This is a genomic window from uncultured Gemella sp., assembly GCF_963537375.1.
In the GTDB taxonomy this organism is placed as follows: Bacteria; Bacillota; Bacilli; order Staphylococcales; family Gemellaceae; genus Gemella.
On sequence record NZ_CAUTDQ010000016.1, the window covers coordinates 14,341 to 30,689 of the forward strand.

Below are 16,349 nucleotides of genomic sequence, written 5' to 3' on the forward strand. Positions count from 1 at the left end.
TTTTAGTATAATTTAAATAAGTGTAAAATTATATTGTGTTGATAATTTATAATAATGTATTATTGGAAAGTTAGTTCATTTTGTTAAATTAGTAATAAAATGAATGGATTTTTTTCGTTTAGTCGATAATTATTATAAAAACTTGTCGATTTAGTAAAATTATAGGAGGAAGCATGAGTAATAAACATTTTTCTTTATTGGTTAAAACATTAGAATTAGAAGAAAGATTAGCCGGCTCAAAACTTATTAATTTTTCTTTAGATAATATAGAAAAAGATAATAAAAATAAGACATGGACATTTAATTTCAGTGGTGAAACTTTGCCATTAGTAGATGAATTAACATTACTTATACAAAAATTACGAGAAAGTTTTATGGGTGATTACATAGTTAATTATCGATTAAAAACAAGTAATATTGCAACTGATGAGCAAATAAAAGAATTTTGGAAATATATAATACTAGAGAATTTTTCAGAAATATCTCAAGTTCTATTAGAGAGTATTTTATTTAGTGAAATAGATGTAAACAACAATGTTTTAACTATGAAGATAATGGCTCCATCTATTTGGAATAATTTTATTAATGAGAGAAAACAACAGATAATAAGTAGTTATTCTAACATTGGTATTTCAATTAAAGATATTATTCCTAATTTTTCTAAAACTGATGTAGAAGCGGTGTTAGAAAGTCAGGAAGAGAAAATTTCCCAGGAAATCGTAAAACTAGAAGAAATTGATAAGAAAAATGCGGAGAGAAAACCAAAAGAACCTGAGAAAAAATTTGCTGCCTTCGGTGGAGGTGGGGGAACTCGTTATGGTCAAGAAATCCGAGATGAAGATATTGTGGAGATTAAGGATGTTATTGGTTATGCTGGTGATGTAACAATAATGGCTCAAGTTTTTGGAACTGAAGAAATTGTTCATAGAAATGGTTCAAGTCAGTACCGCTTAAAACTTACTGACTATAGTGATTCTATAATATTAAGATTATTTGGTAATAATCCAAATTCTAAGTTTCAAAATAAAAGAAGAAATGAACTTATTGATTTAGTAAAAGGAATAAAAAAAGGGCAATGGCTTAAGATTCATGGAAGTGTTAGTAATGATCCATATTTAAGGGATACAATTATAGAACCGAAGTCCATTGAAGTTGCTCACAAAGATGAAAAAAAAGATAATTATAGTGGTAAAAAGAGAATAGAGTTAAATACTCATACAAAAATGAGTCAGCTAGAAGGTATTTCTTCTGCGAAAGAATATATAGCTAGGGCTATGGATTGGGGACACGAAGCTATTGCTTTCACTGATACTTATGGAGTTCAAGCATATCCAGAAATTTGTCTAAGTTCAAAAGGAAAAGATATTAAACCTATTTATGGTCTTAATGCCTTTATTATGGATGATAGTATTACTGCTACAACTAACCCAAAGAATCTTAAATTAAAAGATGCAACTTATGTTGTGTTTGACGTAGAGACTACAGGTCTTTCTGCCGAGCGTGATAGACTAATCGAGATTGCTGCTGTTAAGGTAAAAAATGGAGCTGAAATAGATAGCTTTGAAAGTTACATTAATCCTCAAAGATCTATTTCAGAACTAATTACAAGAATAACGAGTATTACTAATGATGATGTTAAAGATGCTCCACTTGAAAAAGAAGTTATGACTAACTTTTATAATTGGTTAGACAAAGATGATATATTAGTAGCGCACAACGCTAAATTTGACCTTGGGTTCTTAGATACATGTTTTGAGCGACTAGGATTAGAGAATAAAAATAATGCTAGTATAGATACGTTATTTGTCTCTCGTGCTGAAAATAAAGAGGCCAAAAGGCATGGTCTTAGTAATTTAGCTAAACTATATAAAGTGCGTTTAGTACAACACCACAGAGCGATTTATGATACTAAAGCTACTGCAGAGATTTTTGTGAAAATGTTGGATCAATTGTATGAACTTGGCATTGAATATCATAATGAAATTGATGAAAAGATTGATTTAGAACTTGCACATAAACGCTCTAGAACTTTTCCATGTTCGATTTTAGTTAAAAATGCAAAAGGATTGAAAGATTTATTTAGATTAGTGTCTTATAGTTGTACTAAATATTTAAATTCAGCTAAGCCTACAATTCCACGTAGTTTATTAGAACAATATCGTGAAGACTTATTAATCGGTAGTGGTAATGGTGATAATGAAGTATTTGAAGAATTATTAAACTCAAAAGAAGCTAAGGTGGAAAATATAATTGATTTTTATGATTATATAGAAATTCAACCTAAACACCATTATGCTAATTTCATAAGAAATGAAAGAATATCAGATAATGCTGAGTTAGAAGAAATTCTGAAGAAATTAATTCAGTTAGCTGAGAAAAAAGAAAAAATAGTTGTAGCAACAGGGGACTGTTATTATTTGGATGAATATCAACATGTTTATCGCCAAATATTAAGACTAACGGTGAAAAGTAATCCTGGAGCACGTGACTTAAAACCTATGGCAACATTTCTAACGACAGATGAGATGTTAAAAGAATTCTCTTATCTTGATGAACAATTAAGAGAAGAAATAGTTATAGAAAATACTCATAAAATTAACGATATGATTGAATTAGTAGTTCCGTTAAAAGATAAGCTGTATACACCAAATATTGAAGGAGCAGCAGATGAAGTTCGTAATCTAAGTTATGATATGGCTCATAAAATATATGGGGAACAGTTACCAGAAATAGTAGAGAAAAGATTAGAAAAAGAACTTGCATCTATCATCGGTAATGGATTCAGTGTGGTATATTTAATTTCACATAAGCTAGTTAAGAAATCACTTGATGATGGATATCTTGTAGGATCAAGGGGATCTGTTGGTTCATCATTAGTAGCTACGATGATGGAGATTACAGAGGTTAATCCACTAGCTCCGCATTACGTATGTCCGAAGTGTAAACATAGTGAATTTTTCCTAAATGCAGAATATGCTTCAGGATTCGACCTTCCGAATAAAAATTGCCCTCATTGTGATGTGAAGATGATTAAAGACGGTCAGGATATTCCGTTTGAGACTTTCCTAGGATTTAATGGGGATAAAGTACCCGATATAGATTTAAACTTCTCTGGAGAATATCAAGCTACTGCACATAATTTTACGAAAGAAATTTTCGGAGAAGATTATGTATATCGTGCGGGAACGATTTCGACAGTTGCCGAAAAGACTGCTTATTCATTTACTCGAGATTATTACGAGAAAAATGAAGTAGAAAAAAGAAGTATTGATATAGAGAGAATAGCAGCAGGATGTGAAGGCTCAAAGAGAACTACTGGTCAACACCCAGGAGGTATACTAGTGGTCCCTAATGATATGGATATTTTTGATTTCACCCCATATCAATTCCCAGCGGATGATGAAACGAGTCCATGGCGAACTACTCACTTCGATTTCCACTCTATTCACGATAATATCTTAAAATTCGATATACTTGGGCACGATGATCCAACTATGATAAGAAAACTTCAAGATTTATCAGGAATAGATCCTAAAACAATAGATGTATCTGATCCGAAAGTAATGGGAATTTTTTCAACAGTTGAGGCACTTGGTGTAACTAGAGATCAAGTGGATTCAGCGAGTGGAACTTTTGGAATACCCGAATTTGGAACAAACTTTGTTATTCAAATGTTAGATGATACGAAGCCGACTACATATTCGGAGTTAGTTCAGATATCTGGATTATCTCATGGTACAGATGTTTGGTTAGGTAATGCACAAGAATTAATTAAAAATGGTACATGTGAACTTAAAGATGTAATAGGATGTCGTGATGATATCATGGTATATTTAATTCATGCAGGACTAGAAGAAGGTTTATCTTTCAAAATAATGGAAAGTGTTAGGAAAGGTAAAGGTCTTACTGAAGATTTTGAAAAAGCGATGATAGACAATAATGTACCAGAGTGGTATATTGATTCATGTAAAAAAATCAAATATATGTTCCCTAAAGCCCACGCCTGTGCATACGTATTAATGGCCCTAAGAATTGCATGGTTTAAAGTTCATCAACCACTTACTTATTATTGTGCATATTACTCAGTTAGAGCGAGTGATTTTGATATTATAACGGTTGTTAAGGGAGCAGAAACACTAAAAGCAAAAATTAAAGAAATAAAAACTACAGATAAGAATGAATTATCGAATAAAGATAAAGATGCTCTAGTAAGTTATGAAATTGCAAATGAGATGATGGAGAGAGGATTTACATTCTCAAAAGTTGATTTAGAAAAATCAGCAAGCCATGACTATATCATTGAAGGAAATACTCTGATCCCACCATTTTCAATAGTTCCTGGTCTTGGAGATAACGTAGCGAATAAAATAGTTCAAGCGAGAGAAGAGAAAGCCTTTCTTTCAATTGAAGATTTTTCAAAACGAGGAAGTGTTTCATCTACAGTAGTAGAGTATTTAAGAGAGATGGGGACATTAAAAGGGTTACCTGAAAAAGCTCAATTATCTTTCTTTGATGAATTATAATTGATAGTTTAATTCATCAGAAATGTAGTAAAGTAAATAAAGAAGTGTTATTCTACAAAATGATAAAATAATTAAGATTTTATATGGATATAATTATTTTACTTTGTAGGATAACATTTTAATGTATAGTCGAAAAAGATAAATATGAATAAAAAACAGTTAATTCAATATTTTCCAAATTATGTAAATAGAATTAGGGATTGACCCATAAGTCCTAAATTTTAACAAAGTGTATATGAAAACTTATAGACGCAGTGGTTTATTGATATCTAAATTCGCTTTATGAAAGCTTTTTAGATATCTAATAAACTTTGCTGGGGTGATTCGACAAAATCGATTTCTCTGAAATCACGATTTTTGAGTCACTTCCATACTTTTTTTATAAATTGAATATTAAAATAATTATTCAAACTTTATTTATTTTTTAATTTGTGGTAGTATTATATGTGATATAAAATGTAAATATAGAGATGGAGGAAACAACTTGGAAAAAATAGTTGTTAAAGGTGGAACACCTTTAATAGGAGAAGTACAAGTTTCTGGTGCAAAAAATGCAGCTTTACCAATATTAGCAGCTGGATTATTAGCAACAGAGGGTACAAGTAAATTTTATAATGTTCCAAAGTTATCAGATATTAAAACGATAGGATTATTATTTGAAAGTCTAGGAGTGAAAATAGATTATAGACCTGATGAAAATACATTGGAAATGGATGCGAGAAATCCATTATTAACAGAGGCTTCTTTTGAATTTGTTAGTAAGATGCGTGCATCATTTCTAGTTTTAGGTCCAATGCTAGCACGTGAAGGAAGCGCTAAAGTAGCAATGCCAGGAGGATGTTCAATTGGGAGTAGACCGATTGATCAACACTTAAAAGGATTTGAAGCACTTGGTGCAACAATTATTCAAGATGCAGGATTTGTAGAAGCTCGAGCAGAAAAAGAATTAGAAGGAACAACTATCTTTTTTGATTTCCCAAGTGTAGGAGGAACTCAAAATGTAATTATGGCTAGTTGTTTAGCAAAAGGTAAAACTACAATCGTAAATGCAGCACAAGAACCTGAAATTGAAGATATGATTAATTTCTTAATTAAAATGGGTGCTAAGATTGAAGGAAAAGGAACTTCTGTTTTAGTTGTAGAAGGTGTTGAAAAACTAGTAGGTGCTGAATATTCAGTAATGCCTGACCGTGTAGAAGCGGCAACATATATGATTGCAGCTGCAGCAACTAAAGGAGATGTTCTTGTTAAAGGAGCTCCATACAAAGACAATGTCGCTTTAGTGAGTAAAATGCGTGAAATGGGAGTTAACATTGAAGTAGTAGATGAAAACTCTATGCGTGTAAGTAATAAGTTGGATAGTTTAAAACCTGTAGATGTTAAAACTCTACCACACCCAGGTTTCTTAACTGATATGCAATCTATTATGTGTGTGTTAACACTTTTAGCTAATGGTACAAGCACAATTACAGAAACAGTTTTTGAAAATAGATTCATGCATGTAGAAGAACTACGCAGAATGAATGCTAAAATTAGAATCGAAGGTAGGAGTTCACTAATTGAAGGATTACCTCATTTAGAAGGAACTACTGTAAGAGCAACAGACTTACGTTCTGGAGCGGCATTAGTTATTGCGGGATTAATGGCAACGGGAACTACTAAAGTTATTGATATTTATCATATTGATAGAGGATATGTTGACATCGAAGAAAAAATGAGAAAATTAGGTGCAGATATTCAAAGAATAGACGAGTAGGATTTCATTATGAAACTAAATGATAAGTTAACAAGATACTTGCGTAATATAGCCTTAATGATAATTATATTTTATATTGGATTATTGCTAGGCTACACAATTTTAGGTAAGGGAAGTTTATTTGACGCTTTAAGCTTAAAGCCGATAAGACATATTAAAGATATTATATACAATTAGGAGGAAATGAAGATGGCAAATGATTTATTTGTAGAACTTCAACAAAAATTAGAAGGGAAAAAAGTACGTATTGTATTTCCAGAAGCATACGATGAGCGTGTATTAGAAGCAGCTGTAAAACTAAGTGCTACTAGTTATGTTCAACCAGTATTAGTTGGAAAAAGAGAAAAAGTAGAAGAACTTGCTCAACCATTATTCTTAAACGTTTCAGGGATTGAATTCGTAGACCACGAAAACTATGAAAAATATGATGAAATGGTAGCGAAATTTGTAGAGCGTCGTGCTGGAAAAGTAACAGAAGAAAAAGCTCGTGTATTATTACAAGATGTTAACTACTTCGGTACAATGTTAGTATATATGGGAGAAGTAGAAGGGTTAGTATCTGGTGCAATTCACTCTACAGGTGATACTGTACGTCCAGCTTTACAAATTATTAAAACAAAACCAGGAGTAAGTCGTACAAGTGGTGCGTTCATTATGTCACGTAACGCTTCAAGATTTATCTTCGCTGACTGTGCAATTAACCCAACAATTGATGCTCAAGGTTTAGCTGAAATCGCGGTAGAAAGTGCTAAAACTGCTAAAGCATTCAACATCAATCCAAAAGTAGCTATGCTAAGTTTCTCAACTTACGGATCAGCTAAAACAGAAGAAACTCTAAAAGTTGCTGAAGCTACAAAATTAGTTAGAGAGAAAGCTCCAACATTACCAGTTGGTGGAGAAATGCAATTCGATGCTGCATACGTACCACCAGTAGCTAAATTAAAAGCTCCAAACTCAGAAATTCAAGGGGATGCTAACGTATTTGTATTCCCAAGCTTAGAAGCAGGAAACATTGGATACAAAATTGCTGAACGTCTAGGTGGATTTGAAGCTGTAGGCCCAATCTTACAAGGATTAAACGCTCCAGTTAACGATTTATCTCGTGGATGTTCTTCAATCGACGTATTAAAACTTGCTTTAATCACTGCAGTTCAAGCAATTGAAAAATAAGATTTTTAATTAAGAGGTTGACGTAGGTTAACCTCTTTTTCTTTACGGAATTTTTTTGACATCGTTTGTTTAATTATATATAATTAAGTAAAGAATATATGTTGACTTTATTGCGATGAATACTGTTCGTATCTACAAATAAAAAAGGGGAAATTAAGGGAAAATAGGTTATTAAAATTTAAAAGGAGAGACACTGATAATAATTTATTTTAGAATATTGTAAGGAATAGTATTATGATAAAGTAGTAAAAAAGGAGATGTGAATTATGAATGATTTAGATTATTTTTATAAGGCAATTACTAGTCCAGTTGCGGATGTTATCGGTTTTGTTGTATTTTTATACATGGTCTATGTTGCTATAGATTTCATACGAAAAGGATTGAAAAAATAGAACAAAAGATTTTAGTAGATGTTAAAAATAGTAAATTTGATAAGAGATAGACTTTTCTATATTTAGATGGATTTAGTTCATTTTAAGCTATGTGGGAGTAACTTTGTATTAGTGATTTTTATAGAATCATAAAATATAGGGTTACTTCCTTTTTTAGTCTTTATAATTGCATTTATACCAACTTATATGGTATTATATAATGATGTATAAATATGGAGGTAAACATGGTTGCGATAGAATCAAAAGATGACTTATATGTTATAGATTTGTTAGAAGACTTTGATGGATTTTACTTAGAATTAGAAAAATTTGCTGAAGAAAATAGAGTTCCAATAATTGATAAAATCGGGATAAGATTTTTAATTCAAATGCTGAAAGTTAAGAAAGCTAAGAATTTATTGGAAATAGGAACTGCAATTGGTTATACGTCAATTAAATTAGCTGAGAGAATAGGCTGTAATGTTACTACTATTGAGCGAGATGATAAGATGTATAACGAAGCAAAAAACAATATTGAAAAACGAAATCTTACAGATAAAATAACATTACTTCATGCTGATGCATTAGAACTTCAAAATGAAGTTGTAGCAAATGCACCTTATGATGTAGTGTTCATCGACGGTGCTAAGAGTCAAAGTAGAAAGTTTTTTGAATTATATGAACCATATTTTGCTGAAGATGTTGTAGTTATTACGGATAATGTGCTATTCAAGGGAATGGTTGCAGATCCAAGTATTATTAAACATAGTAGAGACTTAAAACAACTTTCTAGAAAAATTAATAATTACAACGAATGGTTACTAAAACATGAAAACTATGAGAGTGTAATTTTACCATTTGGAGATGGAATAGCAATAACAACTAGAAAATAAAGGAGTATATGTTAATGAAAAAATTTAATATTTTTATAATTGGATACTTTATCTTCTTATTTTTATTATTTATTATAAATGCTATATTAGAAGCTAGTACGGATTATGCTTTAATAATTGTATATTATCCATACTTAGACTATATAGCCGTATTATTAATTATTATAAAAGGCTGGGAAATGCTCATTAGGAGAATGAACACTTTTGGTAGTAATTCTTTAGCTTCATTATTTGGTAAATTTATTATTATAGGTATAGGTTTATTTGCTACTCTTTGGATTTTTGTATTTGTTTTATTTTTCGGAGGTTATGCTTCATCTAAAAAATATGAGGATTTAAACTTGCTAGCATATGCTTCACCTAATAAGTTAAATAAGACTGAGTATATAGTAATAGAAAGAGGCGCTTTTGCAGCAACAATAAATTATTATCATGAAAGACATAATTTATTTTTAATGAAGAAAAAAGAGAGTTATTCTCATAAAATTTAATTAACGAGAGGATTTAAAATGACTGTAGAGTTAGTAGTAACACCGAAAAGTATTGATCATATTTATGAACTGATAAATGTAGGAGCTGATAGTTTCGTTATTGGTGAAGAAAAATATGGATTACGTCTTGCTGGTGAATTTAAAAGAGAAGAATTAAAGAAAGCTATCGAGATTATTCACCAAGCAGGGAAAAAAGCATATGTTAGTGTTAATGCAATTTTTCACAATGAACATATTGATGATTTAGTTGATTATTTACATTATCTATCAACATTAAATGTAGATGCCTTAATATATGGAGAACCAACAATAATTACAATCTTAAGAGAAGAGAATTTAGATTTCAAACTTCAATGGGATCCACATACATTGGCTACAAACTCTTTCTCGTGTAATTATTGGGGAAAACGTGGAGCGTATAGAACATGCCTTTCAAAAGAATTAACAATCGATGAAATTCTTGAAATTACTGGGAAAAGTGAGTATGAGATTGAAGTTCAGGTACAAGGAATGCTTTGTATGTTCCAATCAGTAAGAAAATTAGTTGATAATTACTTCATGTACAGTGGTAAAGAAAAATATATCGAGGAATATAGCAATTCGAAAAAATTATTCTTATATAGCCAAGATAGAAATGAACGTTACCCAATTTTTGAGGATTCTAACGGAACACATATTATGAGTGCAAACGATATTTGTGCTATTGAAGAATTAGATCGTCTAATTGAAGCAGGAGTATCAGCATTCAAAATTGAGGGTGTTCTAAAAGATGAAGACTACATTACAGAAGTAGTAACGATTTATCGTGATGCTATTGATCTTTATTACGAAGATAAAGAAGCATATGAAGATGAAAAGCAAGATTTCTATAATGACATAGAAAGAATTAAACCGAAATATAGAGAAGTTGACTTAGGATTCTTCTACAAGAAAACTATGTACTAATTATATTTTTGGATTTTGAAAAGGGATAAGGTTTCCTATCTAAAACCTAATAAAAAAGACAAGGAGGATGGGTCATACTTGAATGTGACCTAAACTTATGGCAATACCAAATATTTCAGAAATTAGAGACGGCAAGAGAGTAATAACAAAAAAACCAGAACTACTGCTTCCAGCAGGAAACTTAGAAAAATTAAAAATAGCTATTCACTACGGAGCAGACGCTGTGTTCTTAGGTGGACAAGAGTTTGGACTTCGTAGTAACGCAGATAACTTTACGATTGAAGAAATAAAAGAAGGTTGTGAGTTTGCTGCAAAATATGGAGCTGATATTTATGTAACAGCGAATATTATTGCACACGATGAAAATTTTGAAGGATTAGATGAATTTTTAATGGCACTTCAAGATGCAGGTGTTAGAGGAATAATCGTTGCAGATCCATATATCATCGAAAGATGTAAAGCAGTTGCTCCGAAAGTAGAGGTACATATCAGTACACAACAATCTATCTCAAACTATAAAGAAGTTAGATATTGGGAAAGTGAAGGAGTACACCGTGTTGTATTAGCACGTGAAACAGGATATGAAGAAATAAAAGAAATTCGTGAAAAAACAGATGTTGAGATTGAAATGTTTGTACACGGAGCAATGTGTATAGCATATTCAGGACGTTGTACTTTAAGTAACTACATGACAGCTCGTGATAGTAACCGTGGAGGTTGTTGTCAATCATGTCGTTGGAACTATGACCTTTATGAAGAAGGAACTGATGAAGATACTAAGTTATTCGATGAAGGTGCAAATCCATATGCGATGAGTCCTAAGGATTTAACTTTAATTGAAGCAGTACCAGAAATTATTGAGTTAGGTATAGATTCATTAAAAGTTGAAGGGCGAATGAAATCTATTCACTATGTTGCGACAGTTGCAAGTGTGTATAGAAAACTAATTGACGATTATTGTGCAGATCCAGATAACTTTGAGATGACGCCAGAATATAAATTAGAATTATATAAATGTGCTAACCGTGATACAGCGATGTCATTCTTCTATGAAATACCTAAGTATTCTGAACAAATGTTTGGAAATGAGGGTGGTAAGAAAACAAATTATGATTTCGTTGGACAAGTTCTTCACTATGATGAAGAAACTCAAATCGCAACAATTCAACAACGCAACTTCTTTAAAACAGGCCAAGAAGTCGAGTTCTTTGGACCTGAGATTGATACTTTTAGACAAGTTATCGGGGAAATTTATGATGAAGATGGTGAATTGTTAGATGCAGCAAGACATCCACTTCAAATTATTAGAACAAAATTAGACTCTAGAGTATTTAAAAGCAATATGATGCGAAAGGAAATGGGACGATAATGACTACAAAACGACCAAAAATTATCGGTATTGTTGGGGGAAGCGGTAGTGGTAAAACAACCGTTACTAAAAGAATTATAGACGAGCTTACTCAAGATAAAGTTGCTTTAATTGAGCAAGATTATTATTATAAAGACCAAAGTCATATGACTATGGATGAAAGAGTTAAAACAAATTATGATCATCCGAGTGCATTTGACAATGAATTACTTTATAATCATTTATTAGAATTAATCGAAGGAAAAGCTGTCGAGCTTCCGGTTTATGATTATGTAAATCATACTCGTAGTAAAGAACAAAAACACCAAGAACCTAAAGATGTAATTATCATCGAAGGGATGTTTGGTCTATATTCAGAAAAACTACGTGAGTTAATGGATATTAAAATTTTCGTTGACACGCCAAGTGATCTTCGTATTCTAAGACGATTATTACGTGATATTAATGAACGCGGAAGAACTGTAGAATCAGTAATTAATCAATATTTAGTGTCTGTAAGACCGATGCATGAAAAATATATTAAACCAACTAAACAATATGCAGATATTATTGTTCCAGATGGTGGATATAACGATATAGCTATCGACATTTTAATAACAAAAATTAAATCGCTACTAGCAAAATAATTAAAAAAAAGATATAATATAGAGTAGACTAAAAAAAGGAGTACCACTATGGCTTTAGAAGAAAAATTAGAATATCAAATGACCCAAGAAGGTTATGACAAACTTGTTGAAGAATTAGAACATTATAAAAAAGTAAAACGTCCAGAAGTAATTGAAAAAATTAAAATTGCACGTAGTTTCGGGGACTTATCTGAGAACTCTGAGTACGATGCAGCAAAAGATGAACAAGGATTTATCGAACAAAGAATTCTAGAAATGGAACAAATGATTCGTTATGCTGTTATTATCGAATTAGATGAAAAATCAAGTGCAATTCGTCTTGGTAACACAGTAACTTATCAAGAATTACCTGATGGTTTAACTGAAACTTATAAAATCGTAGGTAGTGCGGAAGCTAACCCATTTGAATACAAAATTTCAAATGAATCTCCAGTAGCACAAGCTTTATTAGGAAAAGAAGTAGGAGATGTTGCGAAAGTATCATTACCAACTGGACCTGAAGATTCAATGGATATCAAAATTCTAGCGGTAGAATAGTATTATGATAGCATTAATCGGTGCAATGCCAGAAGAAGTGGCTATAATAAAAGAAAAAATAGAAAATTTACAAGAGAAAAAAATAGCACATGTAACATTTTATGAAGGTAAATATGAAGGACGAGATATTGTTCTTATGTTAAGTTTACCAGGAAAGGTGAATGCTGCTATTGCTACAACTCTATTATTAGATCACTATAAACCAGAGTATGTGATTAATATAGGTACATGTGGTGCACTGCAAGGTGATATGGAAATTGGTGATATGATTGTTGCTACAGAAGTAAGACATTTTGATGTTGATGCAACAGAATTTGGCTATGAAATTGGTCAAGTACCACAAATGCCAGCGGCATATAAGAGTGATGAAGAATTACAGAAATTAGCTTCAGAGATAAGCTTACCAGATCATAAAATCCACTTTGGGTTAGTGGGGACATCCGATTCTTTTATTTCTAATAAAGAGTTGAAAAAAGGAATATTGAAAAATTTTCCTAATATGCAAGTAGTTGAGATGGAAGCAGCAGCGATTGCTCAAACTTGTTACCAATTTGGAACAAAATTTATAGTTTGCCGTAGTGTAAGTGATAAAGCAGAAGAAGGAACAAGAGTTACTTTTGATGAATTCTTACAAATAGCTGCAGTAAACTCATCTATATTAACTACAGAACTAATTAAAAAACTTTAAAATTAATTATAAATCAGCAAAGGAGAGCAAAAGCTTTTCTTTGCTGTAATATTTATGTGAAGTAGGAGAGAAAGTATGATAACTATATTATCGAAATTATTTTTAGCACTCACATCTGAAAAACTTCCGCGATATACTTTGAAATCAATAAAAAGTGGTGGCTATACAAAAGAAGAACTAGATATAATCTGTAAAATTGTGAAAGATGATTATACAAGATATAAAAAAGGTTTTAAAGCTTCAGTAGTAATGGTATTTTTTATTGTTTCACTCATATTATGTCTTGGATTCTATCAAGGAGCCTATAGAGCGTTTTTAATTGAGATGTTAATTTTGTATATTGTAATATTTACATTGATGTTTATTTTGATTTATGTACAAAAAGTCAATAAAATTCGAAAAACATTTTTAAAAGCTGTGAAAAAAGGTTATCCAGAATTATATAATGAATATGAAGATAAGTTGTATGAATATGTAGATTAAAAAATATTATAGTCATAAATTTATGTAATTAATTGTATTGAAAAAAAAGTTATAAAATGTTAATATAGAGTAGATAAATATTATTTAAGGAAAAGAAAAATGAAAAATATTACAGAGAGAAGATCCTTTAATTATTTGAAGAATTTAGTTCAGATAAGCTTAGGATTATTGATATTTTATTTAATTTTTTCCTATTTTAAAAAAGAGATAGTTAGTTTAGATTTTAAAAAAATACATCATCTTACCTTAACTATAGGAGAGGTGAAATTTTTAGTAGTTTTATTATTCGGTTTATTCGGTATAAGTATTTTGTGTCTTTATGATTATTTTGTCCTTAAAGCCATTAATTTAACGAAAAATATGTCTTCATTCCGTATTTTTAAAATCAGCTTTATGACTAACACACTGAATATGGTTCTAGGTTTTGGTGGCTTTATTGGTGCTGGACTTAGATATTATATGTATAAACCTTATACAAAAAACGGAAAAACATTAGTTACTGCAATAGGAATGATTTTAATTTCTATGCTTTCAGGTATTAGTTTGTTATCAATTTTTGTGGTTCTTAATGTATTTCCAGGTCAGGCGTTATATGCTGATAATAAAATTTTTTATTATTCTTTAATTCTAATGTCATTATTTTTACCTTTGTATCTATTCTTTAATTTAAGAAAACCAAGAATTAGAACGGATAGATACCTTAGCGTTAAATTAACAGTGATTTCTTTTTTAGAATGGGTTTTTGCGGCTCTTATCATACTAATGATTTTATATTTTTATACAGGTGATTTAGTTGCTGATAAGGAATTGCAAATAATGGGAGTTATAATAGTAGCTTCAATAGTGGGCTTATTAACTATGATTCCTGGAGGATTAGGTACTTTTGATACATTAGTCTTAATTGGTCTTAAAAACTTAGGAATTAATCCAGAAATAATAGGAGCAACTATTGTAATATACAGATTATCATATTATGTTGTTCCATTTTCTATAGGATGTCTAATGTTTTTAAGTGAAGGAATAAGAATTATAAAAAATAAATTTACGAGAGGAGAAAAGTTATGATTTCAATAGTAATTTACGCGATTTTAGCCTACCTTATTGGGAATATAATGGGTGGAAAATTATTAGAAAAAATATATAAAGAAGAATTTACTAATAAAGGATCAGGTAATGTTGGTGCAAGAAATGCAGGACGAATTTTAGGTCCTAGATCGTTTTTATTTGTATTAGCTGTAGATTTCTTCAAAGGATTTTTCGTAGTTATACTTTTAAAGATTTTAGCTGTTGATTCTAAAATAATATATATATGCATAGTTTTAGTATTGCTAGGGCATATAAAACCTATTGTCTTTAAGTTTAAAGGTGGGAAAGGTGTTGCTACATTTTTTGGCTGTCTAGCAGCTTTATCAATTAATTTATTCTTAATTATGATACTTTGTACATTAGTTATTGCAATTATCGTAAAAAGTTTAACGATTGGATTTTATTCAAGTCTTCCATTCGTAACGTATATTAATTATGTTGAAAATCCATCATTTCTAATTTTAGGAATATTTATTTTGACTGTTGTGTTGCTAGGTGTAGTAGCGGTTGAAGATATAGAAAATTCATTTGATAAATATTTTAGTGTAAGAAAAATTAAGAAATCAGTTCGATAGCGAGCTGATTTCTTTTTATGTTACTTATCGTTTCTTAGTGTTTTTTTAATTAAGAGAGTGCGCTTGAATAGAATTATAAGATAGATTAGGAGAAAAGTAACAGAGGTTATTGTTGGGATATAAAGATATAATTCTGTTGAAAATATCCTAGTATTAGCAAAAATTGTATTTAAATACATCGCTAGAAAAGCTATGGTGAATGCGATAATCTCATACTTTAAAAGATACAAAATCTTAGTAGTCTTTATTGCTAATTTTTCTTTTTCTCTATTATATCTCATAAAACTAGCATATATAAGTATAGGTATAGTTAAATAATAATAAATATTGTTTTTCGTAACAAAAAACGTTATTGACAGCATAATAAATATTATAACGCTTATAACGATAGCAATTAGATATTTTCTATTTTTCATATATTTTTCCTCCTTTGAAATAAGAAACAACTTATTAAGATTAATGTTAATAAAATGAATCAGATGCTTATGCTAGAATACTATTATTTCAATTTCATTATAGCATAATAGAAATAAAAAAAGAATATTATATCTAGTATTATAATGTAATTATATTCTAAGAAAAAATTCCTTCTATACGATGTCGTAAAATTTATTGCGAAACTTAAGTGTTACCTTAACTATAATTAAATTTGAGTTTTAATTATAATTTAAAGTTGATTTAAGTGAGTTTTAGTTTTAAACTATATAATATTATTTATCAAATATAAAATTGATATTTGATGAAAGCTTCAAAATTAGATACTAATATCGTTTTAAAGCTATAGAAAACCAAAATACTTGGAAATAGATAATTATAAATATATAAACAAGTAGATA

15 protein-coding genes are annotated in these 16,349 nt (G+C 30.2%); all 15 read left to right on the plus strand.

The window, feature by feature from the left end; genetic code table 11:
• Positions 1-173: 173 nt before the first annotated feature.
• The 15 genes from RYK99_RS04380 (at position 174) to RYK99_RS04450 (ending at position 15,513) form a co-directional block, all read left to right on the plus strand.
• Positions 174-4,523: a PolC-type DNA polymerase III gene (locus tag RYK99_RS04380; protein ID WP_314990478.1), complete on the plus strand. Its 4,350-nt coding sequence runs from the start codon at positions 174-176 to the stop codon at positions 4,521-4,523.
• Positions 4,524-5,007: 484 nt separating this feature from the next.
• Positions 5,008-6,279, plus strand: a complete 1,272-nt coding sequence (gene murA, locus RYK99_RS04385) for a UDP-N-acetylglucosamine 1-carboxyvinyltransferase (RefSeq protein ID WP_314990480.1) — start codon at positions 5,008-5,010, stop codon at positions 6,277-6,279.
• 57 nt (positions 6,280-6,336) lie between these two features.
• Entirely contained in the window at positions 6,337-6,456 is a 120-nt protein-coding gene (locus RYK99_RS04390; protein WP_224207478.1) for a DNA-directed RNA polymerase subunit beta, read from the plus strand.
• A 12-nt stretch (positions 6,457-6,468) separates the two neighbouring features.
• Positions 6,469-7,449, plus strand: a complete 981-nt coding sequence (gene pta / locus RYK99_RS04395; protein WP_314990482.1) for a phosphate acetyltransferase — start codon at positions 6,469-6,471, stop codon at positions 7,447-7,449.
• A gap of 266 nt (positions 7,450-7,715) precedes the next feature.
• On the plus strand, positions 7,716-7,841 hold the full coding sequence (locus RYK99_RS04400; RefSeq protein WP_314990484.1) for a hypothetical protein: 126 nt from the start codon (positions 7,716-7,718) through the stop codon (positions 7,839-7,841).
• Positions 7,842-8,065: 224 nt separating this feature from the next.
• Complete coding sequence (locus RYK99_RS04405; RefSeq protein WP_314990486.1) at positions 8,066-8,713, plus strand: O-methyltransferase; 648 nt, start codon at positions 8,066-8,068, stop codon at positions 8,711-8,713.
• Positions 8,714-8,727: 14 nt separating this feature from the next.
• A complete protein-coding gene (locus RYK99_RS04410; RefSeq protein ID WP_314990488.1) occupies positions 8,728-9,204 on the plus strand; it encodes a hypothetical protein in 477 nt (158 codons plus the stop codon).
• Positions 9,205-9,222: 18 nt separating this feature from the next.
• Entirely contained in the window at positions 9,223-10,149 is a 927-nt protein-coding gene (locus tag RYK99_RS04415) for a peptidase U32 family protein (RefSeq protein WP_314990491.1), read from the plus strand.
• Positions 10,150-10,246: 97 nt separating this feature from the next.
• Positions 10,247-11,518, plus strand: a complete 1,272-nt coding sequence (locus tag RYK99_RS04420; protein ID WP_003146785.1) for a U32 family peptidase — start codon at positions 10,247-10,249, stop codon at positions 11,516-11,518.
• On the plus strand, positions 11,518-12,144 hold the full coding sequence (gene udk, locus RYK99_RS04425) for a uridine kinase (protein WP_003146783.1): 627 nt from the start codon (positions 11,518-11,520) through the stop codon (positions 12,142-12,144). The genes RYK99_RS04420 and udk overlap by 1 nt, the downstream gene beginning before the upstream one ends.
• A gap of 48 nt (positions 12,145-12,192) precedes the next feature.
• On the plus strand, positions 12,193-12,681 hold the full coding sequence (gene greA / locus RYK99_RS04430; RefSeq protein ID WP_048802056.1) for a transcription elongation factor GreA: 489 nt from the start codon (positions 12,193-12,195) through the stop codon (positions 12,679-12,681).
• A gap of 4 nt (positions 12,682-12,685) precedes the next feature.
• Positions 12,686-13,369 (plus strand): 5'-methylthioadenosine/S-adenosylhomocysteine nucleosidase, encoded by a 684-nt coding sequence (gene mtnN, locus RYK99_RS04435; RefSeq protein WP_314990495.1) that lies wholly within the window; start codon positions 12,686-12,688, stop codon positions 13,367-13,369.
• A 75-nt stretch (positions 13,370-13,444) separates the two neighbouring features.
• Positions 13,445-13,852, plus strand: coding sequence for a hypothetical protein (locus RYK99_RS04440; RefSeq protein ID WP_314990498.1), 408 nt, complete (start codon positions 13,445-13,447; stop codon positions 13,850-13,852).
• A gap of 99 nt (positions 13,853-13,951) precedes the next feature.
• Positions 13,952-14,917, plus strand: a complete 966-nt coding sequence (locus RYK99_RS04445; RefSeq protein WP_003146779.1) for a lysylphosphatidylglycerol synthase domain-containing protein — start codon at positions 13,952-13,954, stop codon at positions 14,915-14,917.
• Positions 14,914-15,513: a glycerol-3-phosphate acyltransferase gene (locus RYK99_RS04450; protein ID WP_314990501.1), complete on the plus strand. Its 600-nt coding sequence runs from the start codon at positions 14,914-14,916 to the stop codon at positions 15,511-15,513. Before RYK99_RS04445 ends, RYK99_RS04450 begins: the two co-directional genes overlap by 4 nt.
• Positions 15,514-16,349: the final 836 nt, after the last annotated feature.

Excerpts from the sequence above, each read along its gene's own strand:
- RYK99_RS04380 (WP_314990478.1), top strand. The coding sequence starts at position 174 with ATGAGTAATAAACATTTTTCTTTATTGGTTAAAACATTAGAATTAGAA.
- RYK99_RS04390 (WP_224207478.1), top strand. The coding sequence starts at position 6,337 with ATGATAATTATATTTTATATTGGATTATTGCTAGGCTACACAATTTTA.
- pta (WP_314990482.1), top strand. The coding sequence starts at position 6,469 with ATGGCAAATGATTTATTTGTAGAACTTCAACAAAAATTAGAAGGGAAA.
- RYK99_RS04400 (WP_314990484.1), top strand. The coding sequence starts at position 7,716 with ATGAATGATTTAGATTATTTTTATAAGGCAATTACTAGTCCAGTTGCG.
- RYK99_RS04405 (WP_314990486.1), top strand. The coding sequence starts at position 8,066 with ATGGTTGCGATAGAATCAAAAGATGACTTATATGTTATAGATTTGTTA.
- RYK99_RS04410 (WP_314990488.1), top strand. The coding sequence starts at position 8,728 with ATGAAAAAATTTAATATTTTTATAATTGGATACTTTATCTTCTTATTT.
- RYK99_RS04415 (WP_314990491.1), top strand. The coding sequence starts at position 9,223 with ATGACTGTAGAGTTAGTAGTAACACCGAAAAGTATTGATCATATTTAT.
- RYK99_RS04420 (WP_003146785.1), top strand. The coding sequence starts at position 10,247 with ATGGCAATACCAAATATTTCAGAAATTAGAGACGGCAAGAGAGTAATA.
- udk (WP_003146783.1), top strand. The coding sequence starts at position 11,518 with ATGACTACAAAACGACCAAAAATTATCGGTATTGTTGGGGGAAGCGGT.
- greA (WP_048802056.1), top strand. The coding sequence starts at position 12,193 with ATGGCTTTAGAAGAAAAATTAGAATATCAAATGACCCAAGAAGGTTAT.
- mtnN (WP_314990495.1), top strand. The coding sequence starts at position 12,686 with ATGATAGCATTAATCGGTGCAATGCCAGAAGAAGTGGCTATAATAAAA.
- RYK99_RS04440 (WP_314990498.1), top strand. The coding sequence starts at position 13,445 with ATGATAACTATATTATCGAAATTATTTTTAGCACTCACATCTGAAAAA.
- RYK99_RS04445 (WP_003146779.1), top strand. The coding sequence starts at position 13,952 with ATGAAAAATATTACAGAGAGAAGATCCTTTAATTATTTGAAGAATTTA.
- RYK99_RS04450 (WP_314990501.1), top strand. The coding sequence starts at position 14,914 with ATGATTTCAATAGTAATTTACGCGATTTTAGCCTACCTTATTGGGAAT.